This window comes from Burkholderia sp. AU6039 (assembly GCF_002223365.1).
In the GTDB taxonomy this organism is placed as follows: Bacteria; Pseudomonadota; Gammaproteobacteria; order Burkholderiales; family Burkholderiaceae; genus Burkholderia.
The window spans coordinates 1,911,834-1,932,064 of sequence record NZ_NKFK01000003.1; the positions used below are offsets into that span (position 1 = coordinate 1,911,834).

Here is a 20,231-nt window from a genome sequence, read left to right on the forward strand (position 1 = left end):
GTCAAAACAAATTAATAAATACAATCGAGATGGTCAGACCATTGGCCGCCTATCACGCTTTCCAGACCGCTTTCAACAACTTTTGTGTGTAAGGATGTGACGGTCTGGTGAAGATGTCGGCCACCTCTCCCGACTCGACGATGGCCCCGTCCTGCATCACCGCGACGCGGTGCGCCATCGCCCCGATCACCTCCAGGTCATGGCTGATGAAGACATAGCCGAGGTTGTATTTCTGTTGCAAATTCGCGAGCAGCTTCAGCACCTGCTGCTGGATCGACACGTCGAGCGCGGACGTCGGCTCGTCGAGGATCAGAATGCGCGGCTCCAGCACCAGCGCCCGCGCGATCGCGATCCGCTGGCGCTGCCCGCCCGAGAATTCATGCGGATAACGGTGCAGCACCGTGCGGTCGAGGCCGACTTCGCGCAGCACCGCCAGCGACTTCGCACGCCGTGCGTCGGGCGTCATGTCCGGGCGATGCAGCTCGAGCCCCTCGCCGACGATCCGCTCGATCGTATGACGCGGCGAAAGCGAACTGAACGGATCCTGAAAGACGACCTGCATGTTCGAGCGCAGCGCGGTCTGTTCACGGCCGCGATAGGTCGACAGCGCGCGCCCCTGGAATTCGATCGTGCCGCCGACCGTCTTCTGCAGGCCGAGCAGCGCCATCGCGAGCGTCGACTTCCCCGACCCCGATTCGCCGACGATGCCGAGCGTCTCGCCCTGCCGCACCGACACCGACACGTCCGCGACGGCCGTCACCGGCACCGAGCCGAACCAGCCCGCGATGCCCGGCCGCTTGCGTGCGAACTGCACGCTCACGTGCTGCGCGTCGAGCACGACGGGCGCGATCGGCATCACCGGGGTGACCGCGCGTTGCGGCCGGCTGTTCAGCAGCCGCTGCGTGTACGGATGCTCGGGTTCCGCGAAGATCCGTTCGACCGGCCCGCTCTCGACGAGCCGGCCGTGCTCCATCACCGCGACGCGATCCGCGAAGTGCCGCACGAGATTCAGGTCGTGCGTGATCAGCAGGATCGCCATCCCGCGCTTTTCCGCCTCCTCGCGCTGCAGTTCCAGCAGCAGGTCGACGATCTGCGCGCGGATCGTCACGTCGAGCGCGGTGGTCGGCTCGTCGGCCAGCAGCAGCCGCGGCCGGCAGGCGAGCGCCATCGCGATCATCGCGCGCTGACGCTGTCCGCCCGACAACTGGTGCGGATAGCTGTCGACGCGCTTCTCCGGCTCCGCGATGCCCGTGCGCGCGAGCAACGCGATCGCGCGCTTGCGCGCCTCGACCGCCGACACGCCGTCGTGCAGCACGATCGTCTCGCCGATCTGCACGCCGATCGTATACAGCGGGTTGAGCGCGGTCATCGGCTCCTGGAAGATCATCGCGATGTCCGAGCCGCGCAGCCCGCGCATCTCGCGCTCGCTCTTGGCCACCAGGTCCTGCCCGGCGAAGCGGATCGCGCCGCTCACGTCGGCGTCGCGCAACAGCCGCAGGATCGACAGCGCGGTCACGCTCTTGCCCGAGCCCGACTCGCCGACCAGCGCGACGCGCTCGCCGCGGCCGATCGCGAGCGTCACGTCGTCCACCGCGACCGTGTCGCCGAAGCGCACATGCAGATGCTCGAGCGCCAGCAACGGCTCGTGCCGCGTCGATACGACCGGTTCGTTCATCGCTGGCCTCCCGCCGCGCGCACCGAATCGGCGATTCGCGTGTCGAGTGCGTTGCGCAGCGCATCGCCCATGAAGGTCAGCAGCAGCAGCGTCGCGACCAGCACGCCGAAGGTCGACAGCGAGATCCACCACGCGTCGAGGTTGCCCTTGCCTTGCGCGAGCAGCTCGCCGAGGCTCGGGGTCGGCGGCGGCACGCCGAGCCCGAGGAAATCGAGGCTCGTGAGCGCGAGGATCGAGCCGCTCATCCGGAACGGCAGGAACGTGATCACCGGCGTGAGACTGTTCGGCAGCACGTGGCGCCAGATGATCTGCCAGTTCGTGAGGCCCATCGCGCGTGCCGCGCGCACGTAGTCCTGCGTGCGGTTGCGGAGGAATTCCGCGCGCACGTAGTCGGCGAGCCCGATCCAGCCGAACAGCGACAGCAGCACGATCAGCAGCAGGAAGCTCGGCTCGAAGATCGACGCGAAGATGATCAGCAGGTACAGCTCCGGCAACGAGCTCCAGATCTCGATCAGCCGCTGCCCGACGATGTCGATGCGTCCGCCGAAGAAGCCCTGCACGGCGCCCGCGGCGATCCCGAGCAGCGTGCCGATCACGGTCAGGATCAACCCGAACTCGACCGACACGCGGAACCCGTACACGAGCCGCGCGAGCAGGTCGCGCCCCTGCGCGTCGGTGCCGAGCCAGTTCGCGCGCGACGGCGGCGCGGGGTTCGGCACGTTCGAGAAGTAGTTCAACGTGTCGTAGTAGTAGCGGTTCGGCGGGTAGACGACGAAGTTGCCGGGCGCCTCGAGCCGCTTGCGCACGTACGGATCGAGATAGTCGGCCGGCGTCGGGAAATCGCCGCCGAAGGTCGTCTCCGGATACGCGTGGAACAGCGGGAAATAGTACTGGCCGTCATAACGCACGACGAGCGGCTTGTCGTTCGACCACAGCGGCGCCGCCACGCTCGCGGCGAAGGCCACGAAAAAGATCACGAAGCTCCAGTAGCCGAGGCGCTGCTGCCTGAAGCGCTGCCATACGCGGCGCGCGGGCGACGGCGACACGCGGGCGCGCGCCGCATCGATGCGGGAGGACACGACGGCCCGGTTCATCGCGCACCTCGCCCGGTGACGCCGGGCATGCAGACGGACGGTTTCATGTCAGCGCTCCAGGGTGTCGAATTGAATGCGCGGATCGACCCACACATAGCAGAGATCGGAGATCAGCTTGGTCGCGAGCCCGATCAGCGTGAACAGGTACAGCGTGCCGAGCACGACCGGATAGTCGCGCCGCACGACCGACTCGTACGACAGCAGCCCGAGGCCGTCGAGCGAGAACAGCGTCTCGATCAGCAGGCTGCCGGTGAAGAACGCGCCGATGAACGCAGCCGGAAAACCGACGATCAGCGGCAGCATCGCATTGCGGAACACGTGCTTCCACAGCACGTTGCGCTCGGAGAGCCCCTTCGCACGCGCGGTCAGCACGTATTGCCGGCGGATCTGGTCGAGGAACGCGTTCTTCGTGAGCATCGTGACGACCGCGAAGCTGCCGACGACCGACGCCGTGATCGGCAGCGCGATGTGCCACAGATAGTCGAGCACCTTGCCGACGAGCGACAGCTGCGCGAAGTTGTCCGACGTGAGCCCGCGCAGCGGGAACAGCTGCCAGAACGAGCCGCCGCCGAACAGCACGAGCAGCAGCACGCCGAGCACGAAGCCCGGAATCGCATAGCCGACGAGCACGACGAGGCTCGTCGCGACGTCGAACGGCGAGCCGTTGCGCACCGCCTTCGCGATGCCGAGCGGCACCGATATCAGGTACGTGAGGAAGAACGTCCACAGCCCGATGCTGATCGACACGGGCAGCTTCTGCACGACCAGCGACCACACGCTCTGGTGGCGAAAGTAGCTTTCGCCGAGATCGAAGCGCGCGAAGCGCTTGAGCATCAGCCAGTAGCGTTCGAGCGGTGGTTTGTCGAAGCCGTACAGCGCCTTGAGCTGCGCGAGCTGCTGCGCGTCGACGCCGGTGTGCGCACGCAACCCGAACGGCACCGCGCCCTGCTCCGTCGCGCCCTTGCGCAATTCCTGCACGGCCTGTTCGACGGGGCCGCCCGGCACGAACTGGATCACCGCGAACGTGAGGGTCAGCACGCCGATGAGCGTCGGGATCATCAGCAGCAGGCGTTTGAGGATGTAGCTCCACATAGGGCGTCGACTCGCGATCGGTAGGCGGGATGGGACGTTGGGGCGGCGTGGCTCAGTGATCGGGCTTCGCCCACCAGGTCGACACGACCCAGCCCTCGGCCGAATAGTACAGCGGCAGCGTCTGCGGATAGGCAAGCGTGCGCTTGTACGCGACCCGGTGCGTCGTGCTGTACCACTGCGGGACCGCGTAGTAGCCGTGCATCAGCACACGGTCGAGCGCGTGCGTCGCGTCGAGCAGGTCTTCGCGCGTCTGCGCGGTACCGAGCGCGTGCAGCAGCGCGTCGACGGCCGGCGACTTCAGCCCGATGAAGTTGTCGGAGCCTGGCTCGTCGGCGAACTTGCTCGCGTAACGCGAGTATTGCTCGGCGCCCGGCACCTGCACGCCCGGCAGGCGGATCGTCGTCATGTCGTAGTCGAACGCATCGAGACGCTTTTGCAGCAGCGCGTAATCGGCCGTGCGAAAACGTGCATCGATGCCGAGCTTCGCCAGGTTGCGCTGGTACGCCGCCACGATCCCTTCCATCGACGCGCCGGAATCGTCGAGGATTTCGAACGTGAACGGCTCGCCCTTCGCGTTGCGCAACGCGCCGTCTCGATAGGTCCAGCCCGCCTGTGCGAGCAGCGCGCGCGCCTTCAGCAGGTTCGCGCGCAGCGAGCCCGGCGGATTCGTGTTCGGCTGCGTGACCACCGGACCGAACACGGCCGGGTCGAGCTGCGCGCGCAGCGGCTCCAGCAGCTTCAGCTCGCCGGGGCCCGGCGTGCCGGTCGCCTGCAGGTCGGTGTCGGCGAAGTAGCTGTTCATACGCGTGTAGGCGCTGTAAAACAGCTGGCGGTTCAGCCATTCGAAGTCGAACGCGAGGTCGAGCGCCTGGCGCACGCGCACGTCGCGAAACAGCGGCCGGCGCAGGTTCATGAAGAAACCCTGCATGCCGGCGCCGTTATGCTGGCGGAATTCACGCTTGACGAGCTCGCCGTTGTCGAAGCGCTTGCCGACGTCGCGGCGCGTCCAGTTGCGCGCGATGTACTCGACGAGCACGTCGTATTCGCCGGCCTTGAACGCCTCGAGCCGCGCGACGCCGTCGCCGTACAGCTTGTAGACGATCCGCTCGAAGTTGTTGGTGCCCACCCGCACCGGCAGGTCGGCGCCCCAGTACCTCGGGTTGCGTCGGTAAGTGATCGTCCGGCCGTTGTCGTACTGGTCGATCAGGTACGGGCCGCTGCCGATCGGCTGCTCGAACGCGAGCTGGTCGAACGGGATGCGCGAGCCGTCCGCGCGCAATCCCCACTTGCGGGAAAACACCGGCACACCGCCGGCGATCAGCGGCAATTCGCGGTTCGCGCTGCGGAACTCGAAGCGCACGGTGGCCGGATCGACGACCACGGCCTTCGCGATCTCCGCGAAATACGCGGCGAACTGCGGCGCGGCCTGCTTGCTCTTCAGCGTGTCGAACGAGAACTTGACGTCGTCGGCGGTGACGCGCTCGCCGTTCGAGAAGCGCGCGCGCGGATTCAGGTGGAACGTGACCGACCGGCGGTCCAGCGCGATGTCGATGTCGTCGGCGAGCAGCCCGTACGCCGAGGCCGGCTCGTCCGAGCTGCCGGTCGCGAGGCTCTCGAACAGCATGTCGATGCCCGGCGCCGGGTTGCCGCGCATCGTGAACGGGTTGAACTTGTCGAACGAGGTCAGCCGGTTCGGGTTCGCCAGCACGAGCGTGCCGCCCTTCGGCGCATCGGGGTTGACGTAGTCGAAATGCTTGAAGCCCGGCGGATACTTCGGCTCGCCGTACTGCGCAATGGCGTAGGCCGCGTGCGCAGCAGTCGCGGCCAGCACCGCTTGCAGCACGAACACCGCGGCCGTGCGGCCGGCAGTTCGTACCGCACGGCGGACGCGCGCGGCGGCGGCCCGGGGCGAACCCTTCGTCATAGAGGCCCTGTCGGTCGAATGAGGGGAGTAACGAGGGACGATTCTACCCATTCAAGCCGGCGAGCCAAAAGAAAACCGCCACGCGGGCGGTTTCTTCACGAGCGGGATCGGGGGCGCGCATCGGGCGGGCGCGCCCTGCCGATCAGTGCCAGCCGTTGTGGCGGCCGTTGTCCCAGTGGCCGCGATCGCCACGATCGCCCCAGCCGCGGCCGTGACGGCGGTACCACTCGTCACGGCCCCAGTAGCGACGGCCGTCCCAGTAGCGGTCGCCGTGCCAGCCGATCACGATGGCCGGTCCCGGTGCGTACACCGGGGCGGGCGCGTAGACCGGCGCAGGCTGATAGACGACCGGCGGCGGAGGCGGCGGCGCATACACGGGTGCGGGCGCGACGTAGACCGGCGCCGGAACGCCGAGATTGATCCCGACATTGACTCCCGCCATTGCTGCGCCCGACACGAGCAAGGCCGTCATACCGGTCAAGAGCGAGGCAACACGCAAGGTCTTCATGGATTCCTCTTCTGGTTGTTTCATGTGTGATTCGACTATAACGGCAAGCGCCGTCTCCGCATATTTCCACTTTGTAAGAACTGATGCGCCGCGTCGCAACGGTAAGCCCGCGCTAACGTCTTGTAACAATCGACGCCCGCCCAGCCCCCTCACGCCCCATTCCTAAAACATCTTTCATCCTGCGCCGCGCCCCGCGTTAAGCGGCGCCACGCACACTGCGCGAGCCGAACCGGGCTCCCGCCGCGCTTCGGCACTTCGCTGACAGGCCGGCGCCCCGCGCCGGCGGAGACCTCGCCGATGCTGAAACTCGTCCGACTCGCGCTCGCGCGCCCCTACACGTTCATCGTCCTCGCACTGCTGATCCTGATCGCGGGGCCGCTCGCGGCGCTGCGCACGCCGACCGACATCTTCCCCGACATCCGGATTCCGGTCATCAGCGTGGTGTGGAACTACGCGGGCCTGCAGCCGGCCGACATGGCCGGACGCATCGTCACCTACTACGAGCGCACGCTCGGCACGACGGTCAACGACGTTGCGCACATCGAGTCGCAATCGTTCCGCAGCTTCGGGATCGTCAAGATCTTCTTCCAGCCGAGCGTCGACATCCGCACCGCGACCGCGCAGGTCACGTCGATTTCGCAGACCGTGCTCAAGCAGATGCCGCCGGGCACCACGCCGCCGCAGATCCTCAACTACAACGCATCGACCGTGCCCGTGCTGCAACTGGCGCTGACGAGCGACACGCTGAACGAACAACAGCTCGGCGACTACGCGACCAACGTGATCCGGCCGCAGCTGCTGTCCGTCGCGGGAGTCGCGATTCCGTCGCCGTACGGCGGCAAGGTGCGCCAGGTGCAGATCGATCTCGATCCGCAGGCGCTGCAGGCCAAGGGGCTGTCCGCGCAGGATGTCGCGACCGCGCTGGCGCAGCAGAACCAGATCATCCCGGCCGGCACGCAGAAGATCGGCGGCTTCGAGTACAACATCCGGCTCAACGACAGCCCGCTGACCATCGACCAGCTCAATGCGCTGCCGATCCGGAGCGTGAATGGCGCGGTGATCTTCATGCGCGACGTCGCGCACGTGCGCGACGGTTATCCGCCGCAGGGCAACGTCGTGCGCGTCGACGGCCGGCGCGCGGTGCTGATGAGCGTGCTGAAAAGCGGCTCGGCGTCGACGCTCGACATCATCTCGGGCGTCAAGGCGCAGTTGCCGCGCATCGAGGCGACCCTGCCGCCGTCGCTCAGGCTCGTCGTGATGGGCGACCAGTCCGTGTTCGTCAAGGGCGCCGTCAGCGGCGTGGCGCGCGAAGGCCTGATCGCCGCCGCGCTCACGTCCGCGATGATCCTGCTGTTCCTCGGCAGCTGGCGCTCGACGCTGATCATCGCCGCGTCCATTCCGCTCGCCGTGCTCGCCGCGATCGCGGCGCTCGCGGCCGCGGGCGAGACGCTCAACGTGATGACGCTCGGCGGGCTCGCGCTCGCGGTCGGCATTCTCGTCGACGATGCCACCGTCACGATCGAGAACGTGAACTGGCACCTCGAACAGGGCAAGGCGGTGCGCGATGCGATCCTCGACGGCGCGTCGCAGATCGTCGCGCCGGCCTTCGTGTCGCTGCTTTGCATCTGCATCGTGTTCGTGCCGATGCTGCTGCTCGACGGCGTGGCCCGCTTCCTGTTCGTGCCGATGGCCGAAGCCGTGATCTTCGCGATGATCGCGTCGTTCGTGCTGTCGCGCACGTTCGTGCCGATGATGGCCCGCTACCTGTTGAAGCCGCATGCCGCGCATCCGGCGGCCGCGCTCGCGCCGCATGGTGCGCCGTTCCCGCCGCCACGCGCACGCAATCCGCTCGTCGCGTTCCAGCGGGGGTTCGAGCGCCGCTTCGCGGCACTGCGCGCCGGCTACCGCGTCGTGCTCGGTCTCGCACTCGTCCACCGCGCACGTTTCGTTGCGCTGTTCCTCGCGGCGGTGGCCGTGTCGTTCGTGCTGGTCCCGTGGCTTGGCCGCAATTTCTTCCCGTCGGTCGACGCGGGCGAAATCGCGATCCACGTGCGCGCACCGATCGGCACGCGCATCGAGGAAACGGCCGCGCTGTTCGACCACGTCGAGCAGACGGTGCGCGGCGGCGTGCCGCCGCACGCGATCGCGAGCATCGTCGACAACATGGGGCTGCCGAACAGCGGGATCAACCTCACGTACAGCAACAGCGGCACGATCGGCCCGCAGGACGGCGACATCCTCGTGTCGCTCTCGGGCGACCACGCGCCGACCGCCGACTACGTCAAGCAGTTGCGTACGCGGCTGCCGCGTGCGTTTCCCGGCGTGACGTTCTCGTTCCTGCCCGCCGACATCGTGAGCCAGATCCTCAACTTCGGTGCGCCCGCGCCGATCGACGTGCAGGTGACGGGCCCCGATCGCGCCGCCAACCGCGCCTATGCGACCGAGCTTTTGCGGCGCATCCGCGGCGTGCCGGGGGTGGCCGATGCGCGCGTGCAGCAGGCGTCGACCTATCCGCAGTTCACCGTGTCGGTCGACCGCACGCGGGCCGCACAACTCGGCATCACCGAGCAGGACGTCACCAATGCGGTGGTCGCCAGCCTGTCCGGCACAAGCCAGGTGTCGCCGACCTACTGGCTCGATCCGCACAACGGCGTGTCGTATCCGATCGTCGCGCAGACGCCCCAGTACCGGATGACGTCGCTGGCGGACCTGCGCGCGCTGCCCGTCACGGGCCGCTCGGGCGCGCCGCAACTGCTCGGCGGGCTCGCGACGATCGTGCGCGGACAGACCGACGCGGTCGTGTCGCACTACGACATCGCCCCGCTGTACGACATCTTCGCGACGACGCAGGACCGCGATCTCGGTGCGGTCAGCGCCGACATCGAACGCGTCCTGCACACGAGCGCGGCCGGCTTGCCCAAGGGATCGCGCGTGACCGTGCGCGGCCAGGTGCAGACGATGAACGGCGCATTCGGCGGGCTGCTCGCGGGCCTCGCCGGCGCGGTCCTGCTGATCTACCTGCTGATCGTCGTCAACTTCCATTCGTGGCGCGACGCATTCGTGATCGTGAGCGGCCTGCCCGCGGCGCTCGCCGGCATCGTCTGGATGCTGTTCGTCACGCGCACGCCGCTGTCGGTGCCGGCCTTGACCGGCGCGATCCTGTGCATGGGCGTCGCGACCGCGAACAGCATCCTCGTCGTGACCTTCGCGCGCGAACGGCTCGCGCATACCGCTGATGCTGCCGTCGCCGCGCTCGAAGCCGGCTTCACGCGCTTTCGGCCCGTGATGATGACCGCACTCGCGATGATCATCGGCATGGCGCCGATGGCCCTCGGTCTCGGCGACGGCGGCGAGCAGAACGCGCCGCTCGGCCGTGCGGTCATCGGCGGCCTGCTGTGCGCGACCGTCGCGACGCTCGTGTTCGTGCCCGTCGTGTTCAGCCTCGTCCACCGGCGCGATCGCGCGCCTCGTTCCGAATCCCTGCCCCTCACTCCGGGAGAACAGCATGTCCACTGAATTCGAAGTCCGCCCTCCTGGCACGCCGCGCTACCTGAAACCGCTCGCGATCGCGGGCGCCATCGCCGCGCTCGCCGTCGCGGCGGCCGGCCTTGTCGCCCGCATGCACGATGCGCACGCGGTCGCCGCCTGGACCGTGCAACAGGCGATCCCGACCGTCGCGACGGTTGCGCCGCAGCCGGCCGCGGCCGACGCGCTGGTGCTGCCCGGCCGGCTCGACGCGTACGTCGACGCGCCGATCTACGCGCGCGTGCCCGGCTACCTCCACGCGTGGTACGCCGACATCGGCGCGCATGTGAAAGCCGGGCAGTTGCTCGCGTCGATCGATACGCCCGATCTCGACCAGCAGTTGCAGCAGGCGCGCGCCGACCTTCAAAGTGCGAGCGCGAACGAACGGCTTGCCGCCGTCACGGCCGCTCGCTGGGCCGAGATGCTCGCGCAGGATTCCGTCTCGCAGCAGGAGGCCGACGAGAAACGCAGCGACCTCGACGCGAAACGCGCGGCCGTCGCGGCGAGCACCGCCAACGTGCGACGGCTCGAAGCACTCGAATCGTTCAAGCGGCTCACCGCGCCGTTCGACGGCATCGTGACGGCCCGCAAGACCGATGTCGGCGCGCTGATCGACGCGGGCAGCGGCAACGGCGCCGAACTCTTCACCGTCTCGGACGCGCGGCGGCTGCGGCTATACGTCCACGTTCCGCAAGACGACGCGGCCGCGATCCGCGCAGGCATGCGTGTCGCGCTGACCGTGCCCGAGCGTCCCGGCATGACGTTCGACGCCACGCTCGCGGATTCCGCCCAATCGATCGATCCGGCTTCCGGCACGCTGCTCGCGCAGTTTTCGATCGCCAACCCGGCAGGCACGCTGTTCCCGGGCGAGTATGCGCAAGTGCGGATCGCGATGCCCGGCGCCGCGCATGCGCTGTCGATTCCGGCAAGCACGCTGATCTTCCGCCACGACGGGTTGCAAGTCGCCGTGCTCGATGCAACCGGGCATGCGCACCTGCGCAACGTATCGATCGCGACCGATCTCGGCACGCGTGTCGAGATCGCATCGGGGCTCGCGGCCACCGACCGCGTGATCGACAATCCGCCCGATTCACTCGCGGACGGCGACCCCGTGCGTATCGCCGGCACTACGGCGACGGAGCGTGCGCATGGCTGACCGTCTGCTCGCTGTATGGCTGGGCAGCGTCGCGCTGCTCGCCGGCTGCTCGCTGGCGCCGGCCTATCGCGCGCCAGCCGTTCCGGTGCCGACCGCGTTTCGCGAAACGGGCGCGTGGGTCGATGCCGTACCAGCCGATCGCCTGCCGCGTGACGGCTGGTGGCGCGTGTACGGCGACGCGACACTCGACCGGCTCGAACCGCTCGTCGCGCGCGCGAATCCCGACCTGGCCGCCGCCGTCGCGCGGCACGACGAAGCCGCCGCGCTGTTCGACGAGGCCCATGCGGCGTTGCTGCCGACCGTGGGCATCGATGCCGAGACCGACCGCGACCGTCAGTCCGCGCGCCGGCCGCTGCGCGGCAGCGGTCAGCCGGATACCTATGAGTCGAACACGCTCGAAGCGGGATTCGGCTACGACGTCGATCTGTGGGGCAAGGTCCGCAACGCGGTCGCGGCCGGCCGCGACGACGCGCAGGCGGCCGACGATGACCTCGCGTCGGTCCGGCTCAGCTTGCAGGCCACCGTCGCCAGCACCTACTTCGACCTGGCGGGGCTCGACCGTGAAGCGGACACGCTCGCGCAAACGATCGACACGTTCCGCCGTGCATGGCAACTGACGGTCAGTCGCCATCGCGGCGGCCTCGCATCGGGGCTCGACGTTTCGCGTGCGCAAACGCAACTCGCGCTCGCCCAGGCGCGTGCTTCCGACATCGCCGCGCGCCGCGCGCTCGACGAGCATGCGATCGCGGCACTCGTCGGGGAATCCGCGTCGACGTTCTCGCTGCCGCTCGTTGCGGCGCTGCCGGGCGTGCCGTCGATTCCGACGGGACTCGCGTCGACGCTGCTCGAACGCAGGCCTGACGTCGCCGCCGCCGAACGCCGCGTCGCGGCCGCGAACGCGCGGATCGGCGTCGCACGTGCCGCGTACTTTCCCGACCTGTCGCTCGGCCTCGATGCCGGGTTCCAGAGCGATACGTTTTCGCCGTGGCTCGCCGCGCCCAACGAGATCTGGTCGATCGGGCCGCGTCTCGCGATGACGCTGTTCGACGGGGGCCGGCGTGCCGCCGGCGTACGCCATGCGCGCGCGCAGTTCGACGAACAGGGCGCGCGTTACCGCGCGGTCGTGCTGCAGGCATTCCGCGACGTCGAGGACGATCTCGCGCAGTTGCACCGCCTCGGCGATGAATCGGACCAGGACGACGCGGCGCTCGTCGCGGCGCGGCATTCGCTTGCGCTGGCGATGTCGCGCTATCGCGACGGCGCGGTCAGCTATCTCGACGTGGTCACCGCGCAGACCACCGAACTCGATACGCAGATCGCGGCGCTCGACGTCGACGCCCGCCGCCTGCAGGCATCCGTCGGGCTCGTGCGCGCGCTCGGCGGCGGCTGGCACGACGCGCGTTCATGAACGTTTCTTCATCGGCGCGCCCGGTGCCCGCACGGGCGCATTCGATAACGTCGATCCTGCCGGCATCGCCATCGCAGCACCGGCCACCGTCACTTGAAAAGGATCACGCCATGAAGACATTGATGTTCGCCACCCTGCTCTCCGCGCTGTGTGTCGCGCTGCCCGGCCGGGCCAGCGCGACGCAGCCCGACACCGCGACTGCGCCGCAGACGTACGCCGCGACCGCTTCCGCATCGTTGTCGTCGCAACCGGCATGGAACGCGCGACCGGCCACGCCGCTGACACGCGCGCAGGTGTATCGCCAACTCGTCCGCGCCGAACGCGACGGCCAGCTCGCGCAGCTCAACCGCGAACTCTATTCGCACTGAACGCACGCAATCGGACATGCCGCGCGACGCGCGGCATGCGCACCCTCCACCAGCACGGCGCGATCCCGCATCGTCACCCGCCCGCGTCGAACCTGAACCCGAATCGCGCGACCGTTTCGATGCGCGCGGAAAACGCGTGTGCGGCCAGTTTGCGCCGCAACCGCACGACCAGCGCATTGACCGTCTCGGGTTCGACGTCGGCATCACCCCATGCATAACGCAGCACGGCATCGCGCCCGACCGGTCGCCCCGCTTCGCGCAGCAGGCATTCGACGAGACGAAATTCCCGCATGCTGAGCGCCAGCCTCCGGCCCCGCTCCTCGAGTGCGCGCGCGGCCACGTCGAGCCGGACCGACTCGCGCATCGCGATGACACCGTTGCGGCGCCACAGCGCGCGCAACCGCTCGTGCAGTTCCACGAACGAACAGGGATGGGCAAGGCACACATCGCAGCCGGCCAGCAACATCCGCGCGCGCTGCGCAGGTGTCGTGCCGGCCACGATCGCGGCAAGCGTCGCGCCGCCGGCCGATGCGGCGAGTCGCGGCAATGCCTCGAGCATCGCCGGGTCGGCAACCGTGTCGGGCGCAATGATCACGATGGCATCGAACCGGTCCTCGGTCGCCACGAAGCAGCCGTCGCGCCATCCGTCGACGCGCTCGACACCATGCGTGCTCTCGCGAAAGGCCTTGTCGAGCCGCGCCGCCTCCGGGTTCGGCGGGGAAATCAGCAGGATGCGCATCGCTCGTCCCCGACGCCGTCATGCGAGCGAGCGCGGCCAGCATTCGACCGTGATCGCCGCACCGGCCCGCGGCGCATCGCCGATCCGCAGCGCAAAGCCGTGCACGCGCATCACCGCCGAGACGATGCTCAGCCCAAGCCCCGAGCCGCTCACATGGCGCGTGCGCTCTCCGCGATAGAAACGCTCGAGCACCGCGTCGCGTTCGCCGGGCGGGATGCCGGGCCCGGTGTCCTCGATCCGCACGAGCGGCCCGCTCGGCGTTGAATGGAGCGCGACGCGCACGCGGCCGCCCGGCGGTGTGAACTTGATCGCGTTGTCCGCGAGATTGCTGAATGCCTCGAACAGCAACGCGCGATCGCCGTGAATGCGGTCGACCGATGTCGCGGCGAGTTCGAACGACACGTCGACGGCTTCGGCCAACGGCTCATAGAGCTCGCAAACGTCGCGCAACAAGGCCGTGACGTCGACCGCGGCAAAGCCGCCACGCCGGCTCAGCGTACCGATCTCGGAGATGCGCAGCATCGCGCGAAAGCGCTCGAGCAAGCGGTCAGTCTCGTCGCGCGCCGACGCGAGCAATGCCGACGACGCCGGGTCGTCCGCGCAAAACGGCTGCTCCGCGAGCCGGGCCAGCATCGTGTGCACGCGTGCGAGCGGCGTGCGCAGATCGTGCGCGATGCCGTCGCAGGTGTGACGGACCTCGCCCATCAGCCGCTCGACTTCGTCGAGCATGTGGTTCACGAGATGCGCGAGCAGGTCCAGTTCGTCGTAGCGTCCGACCGGCAGCCGCTTGCCGAGATCGCCCTCGGCGATCTGCCGCGTAACGCGCCGGATCGCGGCGACGCGGCGCATCTGCCGCATGCCGAGCATGCTGCCGCCCGCGATGCCCGCGATCAGGATCATCACGCCGCCGATCACGAGCCCGCGGATCGCGACATCGCGGATCTGGATGAAATGCGACAGGTCGCGCGCCACCACTAGCGTCATCCCGTTGTCGCGGCGTACCGCCATCGCGCGCGTGATCGGCGCGGGCTGGCCGTCGAGCGGCGCAAGCGTGCGGTTCAGCGTGCGTCCGTGGCGATCCGTGCGCAGCGCGGGCGGCGTCGCGATGTCCCCGGCCACGCGGCGCCCGTTTGCGTCGAACAGCCCGTAGAAACTGGTATGCATGTGCTCGTGCTCGAGCCGCCGGTGAATCGCGAGCGGCAGCTCGGCATCGGGAATCGAATCAAAATAGATCAGTTGCCACGCGAGCACCTCGTCGGTGTCGCGCGCCATCGTGTGCGTCGCGGCCACGCTGATCACGCCCGCGAGCACGAGCAGCGAAACCGAGAAGATCGCCGCATACGCGCACAGCCAGCGAAACGTCGTCGTGTGCCAGCGGCGCGTGAAGTTCGCCGCGCGAGCCGCATCCATCCGGGCCTCCGTCATGCGAGCATGTAGCCCGAGCCGCGCACCGTCTGGATCATCGGGGTCGCGCCGGGCGGGTCGATCTTCTTGCGCAACCGGCCCATGTGGACGTCGATCAGGTTGGTGCCGGGATCGAAGTGATAGCCCCACACGGTCTCGAACAGCATCGTGCGCGTGATCGTCTGCCCCGCATTGCGCATCATGAATTCAAGCACGCGGAACTCGGTCGGCAGCAGCGGAATCTCGTCGGCGCCGCGACGCGCGCAGCGCGAAATGAGATCGAGCTCGAGCGCGCCGACCTTCAACAGCGTCTGCTGCGGCACGCCCGACGCCTGCCGGCGACGCAGCAGCACCTCGATGCGGGCGCTCAGCTCGCCGGAATCGAACGGCTTCGTCAGGTAATCGTCGCCGCCCGCGCGCAGCCCGCGGATGCGTTCGTCGACATCACCGAGCGCGCTCAGCATCAGCACCGGCGTATCGATGCCGACCGTGCGCATCGCGGTCAGGATCGCGAGGCCGTCCGCGCCCGGCAGCATCCGGTCGAGCGTGATCGCGTCGTACGACGCGCTCATCGCGCGCAGCATGCCTTCGCGGCCGTTGTCGATCCAGTCGACCTCGAACCCGCGCGCGGTCAGCTCGCCGACGATTTCGTTCGCGGTCACAGCATCATCCTCGACCGTCAGTACTCGCATGGTTGCCCTCGCAATGAACCTCATGACGGGCGCACGCGAGGCGCCCGCGACTATCGTAGACGCCCCGATCGCCGTGCGGCGTTACATGAAAAATGCTTCATCCGGCGCCGTGGCGCACGGGTGAAACATGTTTCATCCGTGCGTCGCCCGCCCCGTCGTGCACGCGGCCTACGCTGACGTCATGCGGCATCGGGCCGCGCAACCAGGAGCTACCGGATGAAACTGTCGACTACCGTCGCCTGCATGCTGCTCGCATGCGCCAGCACCGCCGCGTTCGCGGCACCGCACCTGACGCCGCAGGAATGCAACGCGTATCCGTTCGTCCACACCGGCCACGACGTCACGCATGCCGACCTCGTGCGCGAGCTGACCGAACTCGAACAGGTCGGCTACGAGCCGGCGCATGCGAGCCCGTATTACCCCGACGATCTCGATGGTGCGAAAGATCGGCTTGCCGCCGAGTACCGCGCCGACTGCACGCACGCGCTGACGGCGGATGCGGGCGCACGGCACTGATTCCGCTGCCCGGCGCAACACGGCCGGGAAAAACAAAAGGCGGCACTCGCGTGCCGCCTTTTGTTCATGAACGCGCATGGATCTCGACCGCTGCGCTGGGCTGCCGCTCAGCGCGACATCATGTTCATGCTGACGTTGTGCATCACCCACAGCGTGCCGACGATCAGGATCGCCGCGGTCAGCACCGTGTAGCTGAACGCCATCACGTTCCAGCGCTGGCCCGACGAGCCGTTCATGTGCAGGAAGTACACGAGGTGCACGACGATCTGCACGAACGCGAGCACGGCCAGCGCGACCAGCGACGCGTGCGGCGACAGCACGCCGCCCATCACGAGGCCGAACGACGCGGCCGTGAGCAGCACCGACAGGATGAAACCGGCGACGTAGCCGCCGACACTGCCGTGCCCTTCTTCGAGTTGAGACGAATGCGAATGGGCCATTTAGATCACGCTCGCGAGATAGACAAAGGAAAACACGCAGATCCACACGATGTCGAGGAAGTGCCAGAAGAGGCTCAGGCACGTCAGGCGTCGCAGGTCGCGATCGGTCAGGTCGCCGCCGCGCAACACGATCTGCCCGGCGAGCACGATCATCCACAGCAGGCCGGCCGTCACGTGCAGCCCGTGCGTGCCGACCAGCGTGAAGAACGCCGACAGGAACGCGCTGCGCTGCGGGCCTGCGCCCTCCGCGATCAGGTGCGAGAACTCGCGCAGTTCCATCACGAGAAACGCCGCGCCGAGCACGAACGTCACCGCGAGCCACGCGAGCAGCGCGCCGCGCCGCTGCTTGTACGCGGCGAGCATCGCGAAGCCGTACGTGATGCTCGACAGCAGCAGCGCGGCGGTTTCCACCGCGACGCCCGGAATGTCGAACAGGTCTTTCGCGGTCGGCCCGCCCGCATACTGCTGGCCGAGCACCGCGAACGTCGCGAACAGCGCCGCGAAGATCACGCAGTCGGTCATCAGGTACAGCCAGAACCCGAACACCGAATGCGACGGCGGATGGTCGTCGTGCTCGAGCAGGGTTGCGCTCAAGGTTTTCTGCAACATCAGTTGGCCTCCAGTTCCACGTCGTCGACGCGCGCAGCCACGCGCTTCGTCGGCTGCTTGTCTTCGATCTTCCGCACCGTCGACGCGGGGATGTAATAGCCGTCGTTGTCACGCGAGCTGTAGATCACGAGCGTCGCGACGATCCCGACCAGCCCGCCGATCGCCATCCACCAGATGTGCCACACCAGCGCGAAGCCGAGCACCAGGCTGAAGATCGCGACCACGAGGCCCGCGCAGGTATTCGACGGCATGTGGATGTCGCGAATCGCCGCCGGGTTCGGCCGGCCTTCGCCGTGTGCCTTCATGTCCGCATACGCGTCGAGCGTGCGCACGTGCGGGATCACCGCGAAGTTGTAGTCGGCCGGCGGCGACGAGGTCGCCCACTCCAGCGTGCGGCCGCCCCACGGATCGCCCGTCGTGTCGCGGTACTCGGGCAGGTTGCGGTTGCGGATGCTGACCACCAGTTGCAGCAGCTGGCATGCAATGCCGATCGCGATCAGCACGGCGCCGAATGCGGCGACCAGCAGCCACGGATGCCAGGCCGGGTTGTCGTAATGGTTGATCCGGCGCGTCATACCCATGAAGCCGAGCACGTAGAGCGGCACGAACGCCACGTAGAAACCGATCTGCCAGAACCAGAACGCCGCCTTGCCGAGCTTCTCGTTCAGCTTGAAGCCGAACGCCTTCGGGAACCAGTAGTTGAAGCCCGCGAGATAGCCGAACAGCACGCCGCCGATGATCACGTTGTGGAAGTGCGCGATCAGGAACAGGCTGTTGTGCAGCACGAAGTCCGCGCCGGGGATCGCCATCATCACGCCGGTCATGCCGCCGAGCGTGAACGTGACCATGAAGCCGATCGTCCACAGCACGGGCGTCGTGAATTCGATCCGGCCGCGATACATCGTGAACAGCCAGTTGAACACCTTCACGCCGGTCGGGATCGCGATGATCATCGTCATGATGCCGAAGAACGCGTTCACGTTCGCACCCGAGCCCATCGTGAAGAAGTGGTGCAGCCACACGAGGAACGACAGCACCATGATCGCGCAGGTCGCGTACACCATCGTCTTGTAGCCGAACAGCGGCTTCTTCGCGAACGTCGAGATGACTTCCGAGAAAATGCCGAACGCGGGCAGGATCAGGATGTACACCTCGGGGTGACCCCATGCCCAGATCAGGTTCAGGTACAGCATCGCGTTGCCGCCGGCTTCGTTCGTGAAGAAGTGCATGCCGAGGTAACGGTCGAGGCCGAGCAGCGCGAGCGTCGCGGTCAGGATCGGGAACGACGCCATGATCAGCACGTTCGTGCAGAGCGCGGTCCACGTGAACACCGGCATCTTCATCAGCGTCATGCCCGGCGCGCGCATCTTGATGATCGTCACGAAGAAGTTCACGCCGGTCAGCAGCGTGCCGACGCCCGAGATCTGCAGCGCCCACAGGTAGTAGTCGACCCCTACCCCCGGACTGAACTGCAGCTCCGACAGTGGCGGATACGCAAGCCAGCCCGTCTGGGCGAATTCGCCGATCACGAGCGAGATGTTGATCAGGATCGCGCTGACGGCCGTCATCCAGAACGACAGCGAGTTGATGAACGGGAACGCGACGTCGCGCGCGCCGATCTGCAGCGGCACGATCAGGTTCATCAGGCCGACCATGAACACCATCGCCATGAAGAAGATCATGATCACGCCGTGTGCCGTGAAGACCTGGTCATAGTGGTGCGGCGGCAGGTAGCCGGGCCCGTTGTACGAGAGCGCGAGCTGCATGCGCATCATGATCGCGTCCGCGAAGCCGCGCAGCAGCATGATCAGCGCGACGATGATGTACATCACGCCGAGTTTCTTGTGGTCGACCGTGGTCAGCCATTGCGTCCACAGCCATTTCCACCGGCCGGTGATCGTCAGCGCGGCGAGGATGCCCAGCACGACCAGCCCCATGAAGGCGCCGGCCCCCATGATGATGGGCTGATCGAACGGGATCGCCGAGAGTGTGAGTTTGCCGAACATGCGTTACCCCTTCGTGCCGCAGGCGGCGTCCTTCAGGTCGAGGACGTGGCCATCGTTGTATTTCGCGATGATGTTGTGGAAGAGCCGCGGATCGACCGACGAGAAGTAGCGCACGGGCGCCTTCTCGCTCGGCTGCGCGACGGTGCCGTACACGGTCGCGTCGAGCCGCTCCGGCGACGCCTTCACCTTCTGCACCCATGCATCGAACTGTTCGCGCGGCTCGGCGAGCGTGCGGAACTTCATGTCGGAGAAGCCGCGGCCGCTGAAGTTGGCGGACGTGCCCGCATAGTTGCCGGGCTCGTCGGCGATCAGGTGCAGGCGCGTCTGCATGCCGGCCATCGCGTAGACCTGGCCGCCGAGCTGCGGGATGAAGAACGAGTTCATCACCGAATCCGACGTGATGCGGAAGTTCACCGGCGTGCCGACCGGAATCGCGAGCTGGTTCACCGACGCGATGCCGAGTTCCGGATAGATGAACAGCCACTTCCAGTCGAGCGCGACGACCTCGACGTCGATCGGCTTCACCGACGACTCGAGCGGCTTGTACGGGTCGAGCTCGTGCGTGGTCTTCCACGTGAGCACGCCGAGGAACAAGATGATCAGGGTCGGCACCGTCCAGATCACGACCTCGATCGCGGTCGAGTGCGACCAGTTCGGCGCGTAGGTGGCGTTGCGGTTCGACGCGCGGTAACGCCACGCGAACCACAGCGTGAGCAGGATCACCGGTACGACGACGATCAGCATCGCCCAGGTGGACGTCGCGATCAGCGCCTTTTCGGCAGCGCCCACGCTTCCTTTCGGATTTAGTACATCTAAATTACAGCCTGACAGGCTCAAAGCCGCGCCGATCGACATCAGCGCCACTCCGCCTTTTGAAGCTTTTCTTTTCATCACACAGCCCGAGGGTCATTGAATCCGTTTGCGTATGCCCGATGCGCATTCGATCCACGAAAGTGGCCGAATCATACGTCGCGCGAGTGCGATGAAAAACCAGCTAATGCGGATAATCATCATTGCAGAATCTGCCGTGAGACAGATTGTCGCGGGGCAATTTCACGCAGCCGGAAGCCGGCCC

Annotated in this window: 17 protein-coding genes; 5 read left to right on the forward strand and 12 right to left on the reverse strand. The window is 67.4% G+C overall.

The genetic code is table 11. The annotated features are described in order from the left end of the window. Positions 1–52 precede the first annotated feature (52 nt). The 5 genes from CFB39_RS11715 to CFB39_RS11735 form a co-directional block, all read right to left on the reverse strand. Positions 53–1,675 (reverse strand): ABC transporter ATP-binding protein, encoded by a 1,623-nt coding sequence (locus tag CFB39_RS11715; RefSeq protein WP_089473123.1) that lies wholly within the window; start codon positions 1,673–1,675, stop codon positions 53–55. Next, positions 1,672–2,769 (reverse strand): ABC transporter permease, encoded by a 1,098-nt coding sequence (locus tag CFB39_RS11720; RefSeq protein ID WP_011352500.1) that lies wholly within the window; start codon positions 2,767–2,769, stop codon positions 1,672–1,674. Before CFB39_RS11720 ends, CFB39_RS11715 begins: the two co-directional genes overlap by 4 nt. A gap of 48 nt (positions 2,770–2,817) precedes the next feature. After that, entirely contained in the window at positions 2,818–3,861 is a 1,044-nt protein-coding gene (locus tag CFB39_RS11725) for a microcin C ABC transporter permease YejB (protein ID WP_089425715.1), read from the reverse strand. A gap of 52 nt (positions 3,862–3,913) precedes the next feature. After that, on the reverse strand, positions 3,914–5,785 hold the full coding sequence (locus CFB39_RS11730; RefSeq protein WP_089473124.1) for an extracellular solute-binding protein: 1,872 nt from the start codon (positions 5,783–5,785) through the stop codon (positions 3,914–3,916). 142 nt (positions 5,786–5,927) lie between these two features. After that, positions 5,928–6,293 (reverse strand): hypothetical protein, encoded by a 366-nt coding sequence (locus CFB39_RS11735; RefSeq protein ID WP_089473125.1) that lies wholly within the window; start codon positions 6,291–6,293, stop codon positions 5,928–5,930. Positions 6,294–6,590: 297 nt separating this feature from the next. Here CFB39_RS11735 and CFB39_RS11740 point away from each other — a divergent pair, with 297 nt between their 5' ends. The 4 genes from CFB39_RS11740 to CFB39_RS11755 all read left to right on the forward strand — a co-directional run bounded on the left by CFB39_RS11740 (position 6,591) and on the right by CFB39_RS11755 (position 12,750). Further along, complete coding sequence (locus CFB39_RS11740; RefSeq protein ID WP_089473126.1) at positions 6,591–9,809, forward strand: efflux RND transporter permease subunit; 3,219 nt, start codon at positions 6,591–6,593, stop codon at positions 9,807–9,809. Further along, positions 9,799–10,974 (forward strand): efflux RND transporter periplasmic adaptor subunit, encoded by a 1,176-nt coding sequence (locus tag CFB39_RS11745; RefSeq protein WP_089473127.1) that lies wholly within the window; start codon positions 9,799–9,801, stop codon positions 10,972–10,974. The genes CFB39_RS11740 and CFB39_RS11745 overlap by 11 nt, the downstream gene beginning before the upstream one ends. Then, positions 10,967–12,382: an efflux transporter outer membrane subunit gene (locus CFB39_RS11750; protein WP_089473128.1), complete on the forward strand. Its 1,416-nt coding sequence runs from the start codon at positions 10,967–10,969 to the stop codon at positions 12,380–12,382. Before CFB39_RS11745 ends, CFB39_RS11750 begins: the two co-directional genes overlap by 8 nt. Positions 12,383–12,492: 110 nt before the next feature. Further along, complete coding sequence (locus tag CFB39_RS11755; protein WP_089425721.1) at positions 12,493–12,750, forward strand: DUF4148 domain-containing protein; 258 nt, start codon at positions 12,493–12,495, stop codon at positions 12,748–12,750. Between the two features lie 73 nt (positions 12,751–12,823). Here the strand turns inward: CFB39_RS11755 and CFB39_RS11760 are convergent, their stop codons facing one another. From CFB39_RS11760 to CFB39_RS11770, 3 genes are read right to left on the reverse strand one after another with little or no spacing between them, the layout of a single operon-like run. Next, complete coding sequence (locus tag CFB39_RS11760; RefSeq protein WP_089473129.1) at positions 12,824–13,489, reverse strand: response regulator transcription factor; 666 nt, start codon at positions 13,487–13,489, stop codon at positions 12,824–12,826. Positions 13,490–13,507: 18 nt separating this feature from the next. After that, entirely contained in the window at positions 13,508–14,899 is a 1,392-nt protein-coding gene (locus CFB39_RS11765) for a HAMP domain-containing sensor histidine kinase (RefSeq protein ID WP_089425950.1), read from the reverse strand. A gap of 11 nt (positions 14,900–14,910) precedes the next feature. Continuing rightward, entirely contained in the window at positions 14,911–15,585 is a 675-nt protein-coding gene (locus CFB39_RS11770) for a response regulator transcription factor (protein ID WP_069248317.1), read from the reverse strand. A gap of 216 nt (positions 15,586–15,801) precedes the next feature. Between CFB39_RS11770 and CFB39_RS11775 the strand changes: the two genes are divergently transcribed. Then, positions 15,802–16,101: a DUF4148 domain-containing protein gene (locus CFB39_RS11775; RefSeq protein ID WP_039342572.1), complete on the forward strand. Its 300-nt coding sequence runs from the start codon at positions 15,802–15,804 to the stop codon at positions 16,099–16,101. A 107-nt stretch (positions 16,102–16,208) separates the two neighbouring features. Here the strand turns inward: CFB39_RS11775 and cyoD are convergent, their stop codons facing one another. The 4 genes from cyoD to cyoA are packed head-to-tail and all read right to left on the reverse strand — an operon-like array spanning position 16,209 to position 20,047. After that, positions 16,209–16,541 (reverse strand): cytochrome o ubiquinol oxidase subunit IV, encoded by a 333-nt coding sequence (gene cyoD / locus CFB39_RS11780; protein WP_009692722.1) that lies wholly within the window; start codon positions 16,539–16,541, stop codon positions 16,209–16,211. Next, positions 16,542–17,150 (reverse strand): cytochrome o ubiquinol oxidase subunit III, encoded by a 609-nt coding sequence (gene cyoC / locus CFB39_RS11785; RefSeq protein ID WP_089425723.1) that lies wholly within the window; start codon positions 17,148–17,150, stop codon positions 16,542–16,544. Further along, entirely contained in the window at positions 17,150–19,156 is a 2,007-nt protein-coding gene (gene cyoB / locus CFB39_RS11790; RefSeq protein ID WP_069248320.1) for a cytochrome o ubiquinol oxidase subunit I, read from the reverse strand. The genes cyoC and cyoB overlap by 1 nt, the downstream gene beginning before the upstream one ends. Positions 19,157–19,159: 3 nt before the next feature. Further along, entirely contained in the window at positions 19,160–20,047 is an 888-nt protein-coding gene (cyoA, locus tag CFB39_RS11795) for a ubiquinol oxidase subunit II (RefSeq protein WP_089425725.1), read from the reverse strand. Positions 20,048–20,231: the final 184 nt, after the last annotated feature.

Coding starts and splice junctions, on each gene's coding strand:
- CFB39_RS11775 (WP_039342572.1), top strand. CDS start 15,802: ATGAAACTGTCGACTACCGTCGCCTGCATGCTGCTCGCATGCGCCAGC.
- CFB39_RS11765 (WP_089425950.1), bottom strand. CDS start 14,899: ATGGATGCGGCTCGCGCGGCGAACTTCACGCGCCGCTGGCACACGACG.
- CFB39_RS11715 (WP_089473123.1), bottom strand. CDS start 1,675: ATGAACGAACCGGTCGTATCGACGCGGCACGAGCCGTTGCTGGCGCTC.
- CFB39_RS11750 (WP_089473128.1), top strand. CDS start 10,967: ATGGCTGACCGTCTGCTCGCTGTATGGCTGGGCAGCGTCGCGCTGCTC.
- CFB39_RS11745 (WP_089473127.1), top strand. CDS start 9,799: ATGTCCACTGAATTCGAAGTCCGCCCTCCTGGCACGCCGCGCTACCTG.
- cyoD (WP_009692722.1), bottom strand. CDS start 16,541: ATGGCCCATTCGCATTCGTCTCAACTCGAAGAAGGGCACGGCAGTGTC.
- CFB39_RS11735 (WP_089473125.1), bottom strand. CDS start 6,293: ATGAAGACCTTGCGTGTTGCCTCGCTCTTGACCGGTATGACGGCCTTG.
- CFB39_RS11760 (WP_089473129.1), bottom strand. CDS start 13,489: ATGCGCATCCTGCTGATTTCCCCGCCGAACCCGGAGGCGGCGCGGCTC.
- CFB39_RS11720 (WP_011352500.1), bottom strand. CDS start 2,769: ATGAACCGGGCCGTCGTGTCCTCCCGCATCGATGCGGCGCGCGCCCGC.
- CFB39_RS11755 (WP_089425721.1), top strand. CDS start 12,493: ATGAAGACATTGATGTTCGCCACCCTGCTCTCCGCGCTGTGTGTCGCG.
- CFB39_RS11725 (WP_089425715.1), bottom strand. CDS start 3,861: ATGTGGAGCTACATCCTCAAACGCCTGCTGCTGATGATCCCGACGCTC.
- cyoA (WP_089425725.1), bottom strand. CDS start 20,047: ATGAAAAGAAAAGCTTCAAAAGGCGGAGTGGCGCTGATGTCGATCGGC.
- cyoC (WP_089425723.1), bottom strand. CDS start 17,150: ATGTTGCAGAAAACCTTGAGCGCAACCCTGCTCGAGCACGACGACCAT.
- CFB39_RS11740 (WP_089473126.1), top strand. CDS start 6,591: ATGCTGAAACTCGTCCGACTCGCGCTCGCGCGCCCCTACACGTTCATC.
- CFB39_RS11730 (WP_089473124.1), bottom strand. CDS start 5,785: ATGACGAAGGGTTCGCCCCGGGCCGCCGCCGCGCGCGTCCGCCGTGCG.
- CFB39_RS11770 (WP_069248317.1), bottom strand. CDS start 15,585: ATGCGAGTACTGACGGTCGAGGATGATGCTGTGACCGCGAACGAAATC.
- cyoB (WP_069248320.1), bottom strand. CDS start 19,156: ATGTTCGGCAAACTCACACTCTCGGCGATCCCGTTCGATCAGCCCATC.